Below are 14731 nucleotides of genomic sequence, written 5' to 3'. Positions count from 1 at the left end.
TACAGCTCCGGCGTCAAATTCATCGTCACCGGCCTCATCCTGCTACTCGCCGCAAGCGTCGACGCCCTCTCACGCCGCAGAGCGGCAGCCACCGGCAACCGATAGACCGGCCCTCGGCTCATCCCGTACGGGGTGAGCCGAGGCCCGCGTCGCGGGCGCGCAGCATGGCCTGGCGCCGATCGGCGACGTGCAGTTTGGCCAGAATGGTCGACACATGATTGCGTACGGTCTTCGGGCTCAGATTGAGCCGGCCGGCGATCGCCGGATTCGACTCGCCGTCGGCGAGGAACGTCAGCACCTGCCGCTCGCGCTCCGAGAGCGCGGGCAACGACGCCTCGCGGGACATCGCCGGGCCCGCGGCGAAGTAGTCGACGATGCGCGCGGCGATGCTCGGCCCGAAGATGGCACCGCCCGCGGCCACGCCCCGGATCGCCGCGACGACCTCGTCCGGGGTCGACCCCTTGAGCAGGTAGCCGCGGGCACCCGCCCGCAACGCCGCGAACACCGACTCGTCGTCGTCGAGCATGGTCAGCATCAGCAGACCGACTCCGGGCGCGTCCGCGGCGATCGCCCGGGCCGCCACCACACCGGACAGATCGGGCATGTTGATGTCCAGCACGGCCACATCCGGACGCTCGGCGAGCGCGACCCGAACGGCCTCCGCGCCCGTGGTCACCGCCGCGACACACCTCAGACCCGGGTAACTCTCCAGGGTCAACCGCATCCCGGCAAGAAAGATGGGGTGGTCGTCGGCGATCAGTACGCGTAGGAGGCGCTCGTCCGGGCCGGTCTCGGGCACGAGTCCTCCAGCCGTACGTCAGTGGCGCTACCTCCCCGATGTTGGCACACATCTCTCTTGGAGGAGCGATGGCAGACACCCCGCGCGCCGAGCGCGCCTGGGCCGTACGGATGGTCGTCGCGCTCGCGGGCTGCCTGCTCGCGCTCGGCTGGCTCTGGGCGGCGCGGGCCGGACACCCGTCCGACGGCAGCGTGGTCTCCACCGCGTCACCCGCCTGGCATCCCGGCGCCGTCGAGGTCGCCGACGCCGTCGGCGCGGGCCGCCCGCTGCGTGCCGGGGATCTCGTGACCGCCGTCGACGGTCGCCCGCTGACGACCGCCGCGCCGGACGGACAGGCACCGCGCATCGGCGACGAGGTCGTCTACGACGTGATCCGCGACGGGTCGCGGATCAGCGTGCCCGTGACCCTGACCGACTATCCGTTCTGGACGCTCGTCGCACACCACGCCGCCGCCCTGCCGTATGTCGGCATGGCGATGCTGCTCGGGTCGCTGCTCATCGCGCGGCGGCCCCGCGACCCGGCCGCGATCGCGCTGTACAGCCTCGGAGTGCTGCAGTTCATCGGCTACTCGTCCTCGCTCTGGTACGGAACCCAGGTCATCGACGTCGCGACCGGCCGGCTGTGGGTCACCACCGTCGCGGAGGTAGCGAACTGCCTGGTCTGGGCGTGCATGCTGCTGTTCGCCGCCTCGTTCCCCCGGCCGTGGCCCGTGCTGCGCCGACGGCCGTGGCTGGTCGCGTGCGCCTTCGCCCTGCCGTTCCTCGCCTATGCCGGCGCGGTCGCGGTGCTGCTGCCCGGCTCCGCCGGCCTGCGGCGGTCCTGGTTGCTCGCGTCGGTGTCGGTGCCGGCCGCCGCGCTCTTCCCGGTGCTGGTGCTGGCGGCGCTCGTGGTGAGCTACGTACTCACCCGCGACCCGGTCGAGCGGCACCGCATGCGGCTCATCAGCTACGGCATCGCCGCGATCGCCACCGGATACCTGCTGCTCGGCCGGATCCCGGAGCTCGTCACCGGGCGTCCGCTGGTCAGCTGGGACTACTTCACCCTGATGTTCGTGCCGGTGCAGCTGCTGCAGGGCGCGACGATCCTGCGCTACCGGCTGTGGGACATCCAGATCATCCCGCGCCGCTCGCTGATCTACGGACTGGTGACCGCCGGCCTCATCCTCGTCTACCTAGGAGCCGCCGCCGGCATCAGCGCGAGCCTCGACGCCCGGCTTCACCCCGTACCCGTGCTCATCGCCCTCGCGATGGCGCTGTCGTTCTCGGCGGCGCGCACCACGTTGCGTCGCGTGGTCAGCCGGCTGGTCTACGGCGAGCGCGAGGATCCGTACGAGGTGCTGCGACAGCTCGGGCAACGCCTAGGGTCGGCGGAGTCCGCCGAGGTGGTGCTGAACCAGCTCGTCGCGACCCTGGTACGAACCCTGCGGCTCTCCCACGCCGCGGTCGAGGTGCCCGGCCTGGACCTGGTCTCCAACGGTCACGGCCGGCCCGGGCCGACGCCGACGTCGATCGATCTCGTCCACGAGGGCGAGCGGATCGGGCGCCTCGTGCTCGATCCCGGGCCCGACCGGGAGCCGTTCGGTACCTCCGACCGCCGCCTGCTGCAGGGACTGGCCCAACAGGTCAGCGCCACCGCGCACAGCCTGCTGCTCGCGGCCCGGCTGCAGCGCTCGCTGGAAGCCAAGGTGATCACGCTCGAGGAGGAACGCCGCCGCATGCGCCGGGAGATCCACGACGGCCTCGGCCCCACCATCGCCTCCGCGTCGATGCGCCTCGAACTCAGCCGTTCACTCCTGCGCACCGACCCCGGCGCGACCGACCGCATCCTCGCCGAGCTCGCCGAGATCCACCGCTCGGTCATCCAGGACATCCGCCGCCTCGTCGACGGGCTGCGCCCGATCGCCCTGGACCACCTCGGCCTGGACGCCGCGGTACGCGAAATGATGGCCGGCCTCGGCGGCGACGTGCGCACCAACCTGGACTGCGCCCTCGGCGCCGACCGCCTGCCGGCGGCGGTCGAGGTCGCCGCCTACCGGATCGTCTCCGAGGCCCTCACGAACGTGGTACGCCACGCCGGAGCATCGGCCTGCGACGTGCGGATCCGGCGGGACGAGGACCTCCACATCGAGGTACGCGACAACGGCCGCGGCCTGCCGCCGGACCACCGCCCCGGCATGGGCCTGACGAGCATCAGGGAACGCTGCGCCGAACTCGGCGGCACCGCCACGATCACCCCGCACGCACCGGCCGGCACCCGGGTGACCTGCCGCCTGCCCATTCCGCGTCCTGGCGCTCACACACCCACGAGGCTCGCCACAGGGCCACCCCAGCGCTGAGCCGGTGCCGCTCTCCTGCAGACTCATCGGCATGCGAGCGAGGTCGTGGGAGAGGTGACGGTGGCGGCGCCGGCCTGGTGGGGTCGTGGCCGGATCTGGGGTGTGGTCCTGCTCGTCTGTCTCGCGGCGGTGGTCGCCGGTGCCGTGGTGACCGCCGGCTTCGAACAGGACGTCCAGGCCGCTGTCAGCTATCGCGACCTCGTCGACGTGGTGCTGCGGTCGCACCATCGGCTGATCTTCTGGTCACGGGTCTCTTGGGCCGCCGTAGCGATCGCCGCGTTGCTCGTGGCCGTGTGGAGCGTCGTCCGGTGGCGTAGAGGGCTGCCACACGTCCCCCGCATGCCGGCCGCGGTCGCGACATTGTTGCTCGTCGCCTGTGTCGTGCACACCGGACTGACGTGGTACCTCCGGGCCGGGCAGGGCGGGAGTTCGGGCGAGCTGGTCATGGTCTCGGGCGCCACGCCGATCGGCGATCAGGCCCGCGAGGCCACGCTCGCCACGAGTCCACTCTTCCCCGCGTACGGATGGTTCGGGGTTGTCGTCGTCGCGCTCGCGACGGCCTTCGCCGCGGCGGCCGTGCTGAGCCGTCGCGGCGATCGCGATCCTTGATCAGGCGGGCTCAACAGTTAAACATTGCTGGAGATCGATGTATTGTGGGAGCGCTCCCAACTCGCGTCCGCCACTCTGCTCAAGGAGCTGAACATGTCGCGACGTCGTCCTCCGGCCACCAAACTGGCCGGCCTGCTCGTTCTGGCCCTGTCCGCGCTGCTGTTGACCTCGGTGTCGGCGGCCGGCGCACCCGGCAGCCGCGCGGTGCCACTGACCGAGCTGACCGTGGTGTCCGAACAGGTGGCGTTCGGTCTGCAGCGTCCGGTCGCGATCACCGGGTTGCCGGACGGCCGGATGCTGATCGCGGAGAAGAGCGGCACCGTCCGGGTCTACCACCCCGACACCGGGCTGGCGGCCGAGCCGGTGCTCGACCTGAGCGCCCGCATCGAGTCCACGGACAACGAGCGAGGCCTGCTCGGCATCACGCCCGCGCCGAACTTCGCACGGACCGGGATCGTCTACGTGGCCTACACCAGCCTGCCGGCCGGCGCGCTGACCCTGGCGCGACTGCCCCTCGGCGCCCCGGAACGGCTGCAGGTGCTGCTGACCCAGGAGCACGCCGAGTACGGCAACCACAACGGCGGACAGGTGGCGTTCGGCCGCGACGGCTACCTCTACTGGTCCACCGGCGACGGCGGCCACGCGAACGACCCGTTCAAGGCCGGCCAGGACCTCCGCACCCTGCTCGGCAAGATCGTGCGGATCGACGTCAACCGCGCCTGCGGGGCGAAGCCCTACTGCGTACCCTCCACCAACCCGTTCGTCCGGACCCCGGGCGCGCGGCCGGAGATCTGGCTCTACGGGCTGCGCAACCCGTGGCGGTTCTCCATCGACCCGGCCGACAACTCGCTGTGGATCGGTGACGTCGGCCAGGGCCTGGTCGAGGAGGTCAACCACGTCCGCCCGTGGCAGGGCGGGGCGAACCTCGGCTGGTCCTGCAAGGAGGGCACCCCGGTGTTCGACCAGACGCAATGCCGGCCGGGCGTGCGGTACCTCGACCCGGTCTTCGAGTTCGAACACTTCCTCACCGAGAGCTGCTCGGTGATCGGCGGCGTGGTGTATCGCGGGTCCCGGACTCCCGAGGCGGTGGGGACCTACATCGCGAGCGACTACTGCGCGCCCCGGGTGTACGCCGTGCGCCCCAAGCCCGACGGCAGCTACGAGAACGCCGTGATCGGCAACCTCCCCACCCAGCCGACCGCGATCGCCGCCGACGTGCACGGCGAGCTGTACGTGCTCAGCGACTACCCGGGATGGCTGAGCCGGGTCCGGTTCGAGCGGGTCCCGCCGGCTTGAGCCTTCACCCGGGGACCAGCCCGATCAGCCGCGGTACGAGGTCCGCGGGGGCCGGCATGGCGGCCACCTCGACGCTGACCTGCCGCGCCGCTCGTGCCAGCGCCGGATCGTTGAGCAGCCGGTCGAGCACCGCCGTGCTGATCTCCCGGTCGTCGACCGCCAGGCCGGCACCGCGCGCCGCGACGAGTTCGGCGTTGTGCCTGCGGTCGCCGGCGCCGCGGACGACCAGCTGCGGTACGCCGGCGTGCAGGGCGGCGAGGGTGGAACCGGCTCCGCCGTGATGCACGATCGCGGTGCTGACCGCGAGCGCGGCGGGCAACGGCAGCCAGTCGGTGGTGCGGACGTTCGGCGGGCGCTGCCGGGCGGCGGCCCGCCGATCCGGGCGGATCAGCACGAAGTCCGCGTCGACCGGGCCGGCCGCGTCGATCACCCGGCTCATCAGCCGGTCCGGGCCGGGCTGCGGCACCGTGCTGCGGCTGACCAGGACACGGGCGCGCGGCGGCCGCCCGGTGAGCCAGCCGGGTAGCGGCTGGTCGGCGCCGTACGGCACGGCGCGCATCGGCCAGCCGTCGCGCGTCCCGGCCACGCTGGACGGGGCGATCGTCAGCACCGCGGCCGGCGGCGGCAGGTCGCCGACCGGATGCCGGCGCAGGGCGTCGCCGAGCCGGGCGGCGGTCGCGGCCACCAGTGACGGGCCGCCGAACAGCGTGGTTTCGTGCAGTACCGCCGGCACGCCGAGGCCGGCGGCGGCCAGCGCGCCGGCCACCGCGAGTGGTTCGTGGACGACGAGGTCCGGCCGCCATCGGCGGGCGACGGCCACCACGCCGTCCGCGATCCGATCGTTGACCGCACCGAACAGGACGGCGACGCCGCGGGTGTCGGTGGTACCGGCCAGCTGCGCGCGGGACAGCAGCGGGTGGCGCAGCAGCATGCGCGCCGCGATCGGGCCGAACCGGTAGCTCGGCACCGCGTCGTGCACGGCGAGGCCGCTCTCCCGCACTCGCAGCGCCTCGGCGGCGGTCGCCACCAGCACCTCGTGGCCCGCCTCCGCCAGCGCCCGGCCAAGCGGTACGAGCGGGAAGACATGCCCGAGCATCGGCGCCGACACCATGAGTACGCGCACCAGCTCACCGTAGAACGGCAGCGCCGCGGCACAGCCGACCAGAATCCGCCCCAGCCGAAACCTGCGGCGAATCGGTCCTTCAGGGGTGCCGGTCAGCGACGTTCGAGGCGACGGCGGGCCTCCTCGGCAGCGGGGTCGCCCACGTCCTCGTAGATCCGCACGGCCTGGCGCCAGGCGGCGATCGCGGCGGTCCGGTCGCCCATCCCTTCGCGGGTGTCCCCGAGCCGGATGAGGGTCTCCGCCTCGTGATACCGGTCGACGGAGTCGCGGAAGAGCTCGATCGCCTGCTCGTAGCAGTCGGCCGCGCGCTCGCGATCGCCGAGGCGGTCGTAGGCGAAGCCCAGGCTGTCCAGCGTTGCGGCCTGGCCGTTGCGGTCGTCGCTGCGGCGCTGCTCGACGAGCGCCTCGGTGCAGCTCTCGATGGCCTGGGCATAGTCGCCGGTGGTGGCCAGCAGCCAACCGATCGCGTTGAGTGTCCGGGCCTCCCCCGGCGGGTTGCCGACCAGCCGGTACAGCCGCAGCGCCTCGCGACCGTGTGCGAGCGCCTCGTCGAGCCGCCCGTCCATGAAGCAGAGCTCGCAGTAGTTGTGCAGCGTCTGCGCCTGACCGGTCGGGTCACCGAGGCCTTCGTACAGCTCGATTGCGCGCTTCAGCCGGTACTCGGCGGCGGCGAGGTCGCCGAGCCGGGTCATCGCGCGGGCGAGCAGGCGATTGGCGACGGCCTGGCCGGCGACGTCGTCGATCTTCTCCGCGGCGGTCAGCGCGACCCGTTGGCTGGTGAGCTGGTCCTGCCACATTCCGCGCGGCGCCAGAAAGGTGTTCAACGCCCAGGCGATCTGCCAGGCGTACGCCTCGAAGCCGTTCTCGGCGGCCTGCTGGACCACCCTGACCAGCACCCGGTGCTCCGCCATGAACCAGGCGAGCGCGCCCTGGTGATCGGTCACCGGCCGCCTGGCGGGTACGGGCAGCGGTGGCACCGGCTCGATCCGCGGCCACTGCGGCTGGAGCAGCAGCGCCGCCGGATAGGCGGCATGCAGGTAGTGGTCGTACAGGCGCCCCAGGGCGGCCGCGCGCTCGTCGACGCGCTCCGACGACTCCGCGAGCTCGGCCGCGTAGGCGCGCAGCAGATCGTGGAAGGCGTATCGGCCAGGGGCGTGCTCGGCCAGCAGATGGAGCCGGGTCAGCTCCCGCAGCAGCGGCGTGACGGTTGCGGTCGGCACGTCGGCGAGCGCCGCGGCCGCGGCGCGGGTCAGGTCCGGGCCCGGATGCAGCCCCAGCAGGGCGAACAGCCGGGCCGCGTCCTTACCCAGCGCCAGGTACGACCAGGAGAAGACCCGCCGCACGTCGCCGTCGTCCAACGCGTCCAGCCTCGCCTCGGCCGACTGCAGTTCGGCGGCGATGGCACCGAGCGGAAACGTGGGATGGGTGGCGACGCGTGCCGCCACTATCGACAATGCCAGCGGGAGCCGGCCGGTGGCCTCGACGATGTCGGCCGCCGCGGCCGGCTCGGACGCGATACGGTCGGCGCCGAGCCGGTTGGCCAGCAGCGTCGCCGACTCGGCCGCGGTGAGGACGCCCAGGGTCAACGGCGCGGCCCATTCGGCGGCGATCAGGCCGTCGAGCCGGTCGCGGCTGGTGACCACGACCGTGCAGCCGCCGGCACCGGGCAGCAGGCAACGAACATGGGCGGAGTCGCGGGCGTTGTCGAGCACCACGAGCATCCGCCGGGAGGCCAGCAGGCTGCGGTAGAGCCCGGTCCGGGCCTCGAGACCGGAGGGTATCCGGGCGTGGGGCACGCCGAGCGCCTCGAGGAAGCCGGACAGAGCGTCCGGTGGGGACACCACGCCGGCCTCGTCGTACCCGCGAAGGTTCACATAGAGCTGGCCGTCGGGGAAGCGGTCGGCCACCCGGTGCGCCCAGTGCAGCACCAGGGCGGTCTTGCCGACTCCGGCCATGCCGGACACCGCGGAGACGGCCACGATCATCGGCCGCTGCGCGTCACCGTCCAGGAGCGCGTCGAGCCCGGCGAGTTCGGCGCCGCGGCCGACGAAACCCGGCACCGCGCGCGGCAGCTGCTCGGGGCGTTGGACGAGTGTTCCCGTTGCCGGGGCCGGCACCGGTCCCAGGCGGTGATGCAGGATGTCGTCGTACAACTCGGCGAGTTCCGGCGCGGGATCGAGGCCGGTCTCCTCCGCCAGCACCCGCCGAGCCTGCTGAAAGGCATCGAGGGCACCGGCCACGTCTCCGATGCGGTACAGGCCCACCATCAGCTGCCCCCACGCCCGCTGCCGCAGCGGATGCCGGTCGAGCAGGATACGCAGCCGCCGCACCACGTCGGCCGGCACGCCGAGCGCCAGCAGCGCCTCGGCATAGTCCTCCTCGGCGAGCAGCCGGCGCTCCTCCAACTGCGCCACCCGCCGGGCCAGCGCCGGACGCAACGGCAGGTCGGACAGCGAGTCCCCACGCCACAGGCCCACCGCGGCGGAGAGTTCGGCCTCGGCCCGTTCCGCATCCGAGGCGGCGAGAGCGTCGCGGCCCCGCGCCGCCGCCGCGTCGAACAGGTCGAGATCCCGCTCGCCCGGGCCCACCCGCAGCAGATAGCCGCCGGCGGCGGCGGTGATCCCCTCCCAGGGCGCCCCGCCGCCCAGCGACTGCCGCAGCCCACGTACGTAGGTTCGCAGATTCGCCGCGGCCGACGCCGGCTGATCGTCGCCCCACAGCATCGCGGCCAGTTCCTTTGTGCCCACCACCTCGTTCGGGCGCAGCAGCAGGGTGGCCAAGAGCAGACGTTGCTTCACCGCGCCCAGCGGAACGGGCCGGCCTTCACGGAACACGCGGAGCGGACCGAGGAGGTCGAAACGCACAAGCACCTCAACTGTGGGCGCTGTCACCAGGTGCACCGTGCCCGGGTGACGGGATTGGTGGTCTGGACGTCATTTGTGCGGCGATTGTACGGCCACACCATGGCGCCGCATCGATCGAGGGGCGATACTGCACCTAGCGTGCAGTAATCATAATCGTCGATCTGGAGTGCCTCGATGCCCTCGTCTCGCCGCCGGCTGCTCGCCCTTGCCGCCGCAGCAGTCCTCACCGTCGCCGTCCCGGTTCCGGCCGTCGCGTCCACCGGCACCCCGTCCTACCGCCCGGTCATCTTCGTCCACGGCAGCGCCGGCTCCGCGGCGCAGTTCGAGACCCAGGCCAAGCGCCTCACCGGCAACGGATACCCGATCGAGGTCATCGAGGCCCACGAGTACGACTCGCCGAACATCGCCACGACCGTCCCCCAGGTGCACGCGGGCCTGGACGCCCGGATCACCCGACTGCTGGCGGCGACCGGAGCCGACCAGGTGGACATCGTCGGACACTCGCTCGGGACCTTCGTCGCCCAGAGCTACCTCACCAGTTCACCGGCGCGCGCGGCCCGGGTGGCGCACTACGTCAACCTGGACGGCCGCACCGCGGCCGCGCTCCCCGGCGGCGTGCCGACGCTCGCGATCTGGGGCGAGGGTGACCCCGCCCGGAGCGTCGCCGGCGGCACCAACGTGTACCTTCCCGACCAGTCGCACACGCAGACGGTGTCGTCGGCGGAGTCCTTCCGGGAGATCTTCCGCTTCCTCCGCGGCCACGCGCCGGCCACCACGAGGATCGTGCCGGAGCGGGGCCGGACGGCACGCGTCTCGGGCCGCGCCGTGATCTTCCCGGCCAACACCGGCGTCGGCGACGCGACGCTCGAGGTCTACCCGGTGAGCCGGCTCACCGGCCGGCGCCTGTCCCCGCGGCCCCAGCATGTCGTCCCGATCAGCGGCGACGGATCGTTCGGCCCGCTGCCCGTGTTCTCCACCACCCGCTACGAATTCGCGCTCCTGCGCACCGGCACGGCGACACACCACTTCTACCTCCCGCCCTTCGTACGGTCCGACTCCTTCGTGCGGCTGCTGGCCGGCCGGCCCGGCGAAGGACTCGGCGCGCTCATCGACACCAGCGACCGGCACACGGCGCTGGTGTTCAGCCGCCAGAAGGAGTGGTGGGGCGACCAGGGCGACGCCGGTGACCGCCTGTGGGTCAACGGGCGGAACATCCTGAACCCGGCGAACGCGCCCCGCACCAAGCGGGTGATCGGCGTATTCGCCTTCGACGACGGGAGCGACGGCGTCACCGACCTGACCGCGCCGCTGCCGGAGTTCTTCGGCCAGACCTTCATCACCGGCATGGACGTCTTCATCCCGGCCGCCCCGGCCCACCACGGCGTCGTGTCGATCGTCGTTCACCAGCGAGGCGGCGGGCTCGAGGTGGCCGGGGTGCCGAACTGGCGATCCAGCGACCATCGCGTGACCGTGAACATCGACGACTACTGACCAGAGGTGTGCCCGGCCCGGTCGAGGGTTGGGTCACAGTGCGGCGAGAATGCCTCAGCCGAGTTGCCCGGCCCCCGATAAGACGCGGTAATCGGGACTGGGGGTGGATTCCTTGGACGGCAGCGAGACCGAGCAACTTTCGGCTGCCGTGCTGGCGATGGAGGACGAGACCGTCTCGGATCCCGAGGGTGGATACGCGGCCGCGGCCGAGCTCGAACGGCAGGCCATCGCCCTGGGCGAGGAGAGCCTCGTCGTCCGCGCCCGCCTCCTCGGCGTCAACATGCTCCGCCGGACCGGCGACCTCGCGGGCGCGGCCCGGCGGTTGCCCGACATCGAAAGCTGGGCCGTCCAGCACGGCGACCGCTGCCTTCAGGCCCGCACGTACCTGGCCTGGGCGAACGTCGAGCGGCTGTTCGGTGACATGGCCAAGTTCCTCGAGTACTCGCTGAGCGCGGTCGAGCTGCTCGACGACAGTGCCACCCCACACATGCAGGTCTGGTACCGCTGCACGCTGGCCGATGCGCTGGCCGACAACGGCTACATAGACCTGGCGCGGCCGCGGTTCCAGCAGGCCGAGACGCTGGCCCGGGAACTGCGGCAGTGGGAACAACTCCTCATGGTGCTGAACAACTGGGCATGCTCCGAACAGGAGGCCGGCGACCTCCCGCAGGCTCGGGCGGTCGCCCGCCGGATGCAGGAGTACTCCACGGCGCACGGCCTGGATCTCAACCCCGGAATGCTGGACACGATCGGCGCGATCCAGATCGAGTATGGCGAGTACGCGGAGGCCGAGCAGGTGATGCTGGAATGCATCGCGCGCTTCCAGGCCGGGGAGCTCGACCACCACGGCCAACTGGCCGAGTACCTACTCAATCTGGCTCGAGCCCAGCACGGTCTCGGCGCCCTCGACCGGGCTCAGGTGAGCCTCGACGCCGCCCGCGAGCTGTGCATCGAAGGCGACCTGCACGCGTTCCTGGTCCGGGTACACCAGGCACAGGCCGAACTGCACGCCACCCGGGGGGATTTCGCCGCGGCGTTCGCCGCGCAGAAGGTTCTCTTCGCCGCCAACGAGGACCTGCACGACCGGCAGCAGCTGACGGAAGCGCTGAACCGGCACGCCATGTTCGAAACCGCGGAAGCCCTCGAGGAAGCCCGACAGTTCCGGGAGCAGGCTCGCCGCGACCCGTTGACCGGCCTGCGTAACCGGCGTTACGTCGATGAGAAACTGCCCGCGCTCATAGCGGCGGACCCGGACCTGAGTCTCGCGATCTTCGACATCGACCACTTCAAACGGATCAACGACGCGCTCGGCCACGACGGCGGCGACGAGGTACTCGCCGAGGTCGCCCGACTCCTCGACACCCACCTCGCCGCCGTGGCCCCGACCGGGTTCGCCGCCCGACTCGGTGGCGAGGAATTCCTGCTGGTACTCCCGCTCACACCGGTCGCCGCCGCGACAGCGACATTCGACCGCATCCGCCGGGCCATCAGCGAACACGACTGGCACGACACCACGAAGGGTCTGCGCGTCACCGTCAGCGTCGGCGTCGCCGGAGTGAACGAGACCACTCCGCGGAGCCACACCGCCGCCCTGGCCGCCGCCGACCGCAACCTCTACGCCGCCAAACAAGCCGGACGCGACCGGGTCGTGACCGAAGCCGCGCCTGCGCCCTGACCTACCTGCTCCACCCCGAGTTTTGGATCCATCGAGGATTGCCCGGCGTCGATTAGTGGATGACCATCGATATAACGATGGTGCGTCCGCGCCATCACATCGCAGACCGGGAGAGCAGATGACCAGCGCATCTCGGCCCGTAGGGGCTGCCGAACATCAGCTTGGCGTCGGTCGTGCACCGCTACACGTGGACGACCTACCGACACCGGAAGAGGTCTTCCAGGTCCCGAGGACGGGCCCCAGGGAGACCATCACGAAGATCATGGGACCGGCCATGATCGCGCTCGGCCTCTCGATCGGAAGCGGCGAGTGGCTCCTGGGTCCTCAGGCGATCGGAAGCCTCGGATGGACCGGCGTCGGATTCATCATCACGATCTCGATCCTCCTGCAGGCTCTGTACAACATGGAGATCGGCCGGTATGTATTGGCGACCGGCGAGGTACCGTCGCTCGGCTTCGGGCGGGTCCCGCCCGGGGCGTACGTCGGCACGATCCTCGCGGTCGCGCTCTTCTATCTGGCGTTCATCACCGGCGGGTGGGCCGCCTCGGCCGGCGCGAGCCTGTTCACACTGGTCACCGGCGACATTCCCACCGCGGACCAGCTGACCACGACACGATGGATCGGTGTCGGGCTCATGGGCGCGGTCTTCGTGATCACCCTGTTCGGGAAGAAGATCTCGCGAACGCTGGAGCTGCTGTTCTGGGTCCTCGTCCTGTTCATCCTCACGACCCTGTTCCTCGTGGTGCTGATCATCACCCCGCCGTCCGCGTGGCTCGACGGCGTCGTGGGCATGCTCCGGCCCGCGCTGCCACCCGCGGGAACCGAGGCGACGACGATCGGCGCGGTGGCCGGCTTCGCCGCGATGGCGTCCGGACTCAACTACGTGTTCATGAACTACTACCGGGACAAGGGCTACGCGATGGGCAGCAAGACCGGCTACATACCGGGGCTGCTCGCACGCGGCGAAGGACGGCCGGAGATCGCTCCGGTCGGCACCACATTTCCGGAGACGCCGGAGAACACGGCCCGGTGGAAGCGCTGGTGGTTCTTCCTCAAACTGGAGATGTGGGCGGTCTTCGTGCCGGGCGCCGTCATCGGCATGCTGCTGCCCGGCATTCTGGTCAGCCACCTCGCCGAGGAGAGCGGCGTCAAGCCCACGGTCGCGACCATGCCGACCTACGTGGCCGACCAGCTGCGGGCGACCGGCGAGAGCAGCCTGTTCTTCGGCTGGGCGCTGTTCATCGGGTTCGTGATCCTGTTCAAGACGCAGATCGTCGTCTTCGAGATGCTCACCCGGAACATGGTGGACGCGCTGTACGGCTCGAGCGCCGGATTCCGCCGGCTCATCTCGGGCGATCCGCGCCGCTTCTACTACCCGTTCATGATCGTGCTCGGGATCGTCATCTCCATCATCATCTTCAGCGCGCTGCCCGTCACGTTGGTCCAATGGGCGGCCAACATGTCGAACCTGGCGGCGATGATCTTCCCGTTCGCACTTATCTACCTGATCAGGAAGCTGCCGAGGCCGGCCCGGGCATCGTGGTGGTCGTACCTCGTACTGGTCCTGGTTGCGGTGTTCTTCGGCTTCTTCTTCGTCAACTTCGCGATGGATCAGCTCACCGGGTCGCCGCTGGTCACCTTCTGAGCCTTGAGTGGCTGTCCGTCGTGCTCGCGGGGATGGGCGCGACGGCAGCCGGGCCGTAGGTGGGATTCGGTTGCGGTGGACGGGTGGGGGTTTGTTGCGGTGGGTTCTTGTTTTCTCGTTGCGAGGCCGAGTCAGTCGCAGCCGTAGCCGTCGCCGTCGCGGTCCAAGTCGTAGATGTCGGTGCCGATGACCTTGACGACGCCGTTGACGTAGGACGGGCCGTTGCCGCTTCCTCCGCCGCAGTCGACGTCGCTGTCGATCGGGACGCATTGTCCGCTGTAGTTCGGATCGCAGTTGGGTTCGGTTTTGGTTCCGATCGCGACTACCTTGGTGACTGGCTTTTTGGTGATCGTGGAGCTGATCAGGCGTTTTTCGGTCTGTATGCCTTCGGTAACGGTGATCTCGTACGTCAGCGTTCGCACGCCGGCGGCTCCTGGAACGCGTACTTTCTTCGTTCCTTTCGGCAGTGAGGAATCCTTTACCGTGCGGGTCTTGAAGGAGATCGTGCGCGTCTCGCGCACGGTGCGTTTCTGCACTGTGGCGGGGGGCTTGCTCGGCGACGCGGCTGCGGGACTACTGTCCGCAGTGGTTAAGGCGGGCGCGGCGGGGGCGGGCGAGGCGCCATCCGCCGTGCTGGCGTCGCGGTCGTCGGCAGCGGCTCCTGCCACTTGTTCGGTCTGCGGCGCGTCGATGGCGGCGCCGATGACGGCGAGCACAGTGGGCCCGCCGCAGCACAGCAGGAACACTCCGCCCAGGATCAGACCCGCTCGCTGCAAAGGGCTCATCCGCGACCAGGTCCGCCGAAGCGGGCTCTGCGGTGCGGGCCCGGGCGGCTGCCAGGCCGGAGGAGGCTGGTAGGTCACCGCCACAGCTTGCCGGGCGGTTATGTGACG

At 70.9% G+C, this 14731-nt stretch carries 10 protein-coding genes; 6 read left to right on the top strand and 4 right to left on the bottom strand.

Going from position 1 to position 14731, the window contains the following annotated elements:
• Window positions 1–118 precede the first annotated feature (118 nt).
• Window positions 119–799, bottom strand: a complete 681-nt coding sequence (locus ACIBSW_RS17400) for a response regulator transcription factor (protein WP_354727015.1) — start codon at window positions 797–799, stop codon at window positions 119–121.
• A gap of 68 nt (window positions 800–867) precedes the next feature.
• Between ACIBSW_RS17400 and ACIBSW_RS17395 the strand changes: the two genes are divergently transcribed.
• From ACIBSW_RS17395 to ACIBSW_RS17385, 3 genes are all read left to right on the top strand, one after another.
• Window positions 868–3135 (top strand): ATP-binding protein, encoded by a 2268-nt coding sequence (locus ACIBSW_RS17395; protein WP_354727013.1) that lies wholly within the window; start codon window positions 868–870, stop codon window positions 3133–3135.
• A 45-nt stretch (window positions 3136–3180) separates the two neighbouring features.
• Entirely contained in the window at window positions 3181–3744 is a 564-nt protein-coding gene (locus tag ACIBSW_RS17390; RefSeq protein WP_354727011.1) for a hypothetical protein, read from the top strand.
• 93 nt (window positions 3745–3837) lie between these two features.
• A complete protein-coding gene (locus ACIBSW_RS17385; RefSeq protein WP_354727009.1) occupies window positions 3838–5040 on the top strand; it encodes a PQQ-dependent sugar dehydrogenase in 1203 nt (400 codons plus the stop codon).
• Window positions 5041–5044: 4 nt separating this feature from the next.
• Here the strand turns inward: ACIBSW_RS17385 and ACIBSW_RS17380 are convergent, their stop codons facing one another.
• The gene (locus ACIBSW_RS17380) at window positions 5045–6163 is read right to left on the bottom strand and encodes a nucleotide disphospho-sugar-binding domain-containing protein (RefSeq protein WP_354727007.1); all 1119 of its coding nucleotides are present in this window, start codon (window positions 6161–6163) and stop codon (window positions 5045–5047) included.
• A gap of 92 nt (window positions 6164–6255) precedes the next feature.
• Window positions 6256–8961: a BTAD domain-containing putative transcriptional regulator gene (locus ACIBSW_RS17375; protein ID WP_354727005.1), complete on the bottom strand. Its 2706-nt coding sequence runs from the start codon at window positions 8959–8961 to the stop codon at window positions 6256–6258.
• 240 nt (window positions 8962–9201) lie between these two features.
• On the opposite strand from ACIBSW_RS17375, the gene ACIBSW_RS17370 reads away from it, so the two are divergent.
• The 3 genes from ACIBSW_RS17370 (at window position 9202) to ACIBSW_RS17360 (ending at window position 13838) form a co-directional block, all read left to right on the top strand.
• Window positions 9202–10518, top strand: a complete 1317-nt coding sequence (locus ACIBSW_RS17370) for an alpha/beta fold hydrolase (protein ID WP_354727003.1) — start codon at window positions 9202–9204, stop codon at window positions 10516–10518.
• A gap of 157 nt (window positions 10519–10675) precedes the next feature.
• A complete protein-coding gene (locus ACIBSW_RS17365; RefSeq protein WP_354727001.1) occupies window positions 10676–12193 on the top strand; it encodes a GGDEF domain-containing protein in 1518 nt (505 codons plus the stop codon).
• A gap of 262 nt (window positions 12194–12455) precedes the next feature.
• On the top strand, window positions 12456–13838 hold the full coding sequence (locus ACIBSW_RS17360; RefSeq protein WP_354726999.1) for an Nramp family divalent metal transporter: 1383 nt from the start codon (window positions 12456–12458) through the stop codon (window positions 13836–13838).
• 131 nt (window positions 13839–13969) lie between these two features.
• Here the strand turns inward: ACIBSW_RS17360 and ACIBSW_RS17355 are convergent, their stop codons facing one another.
• Window positions 13970–14701, bottom strand: coding sequence for a G5 domain-containing protein (locus ACIBSW_RS17355; RefSeq protein ID WP_354726997.1), 732 nt, complete (start codon window positions 14699–14701; stop codon window positions 13970–13972).
• Between the last annotated feature and the right edge of the window lie 30 nt (window positions 14702–14731).

The sequence above is a fragment of the Actinoplanes sp. NPDC049668 genome, from assembly GCF_044465445.1.
Classification (GTDB): domain Bacteria; phylum Actinomycetota; class Actinomycetes; order Mycobacteriales; family Micromonosporaceae; genus Actinoplanes.
This window is presented reverse-complemented; position numbering and strand designations above follow the sequence as displayed.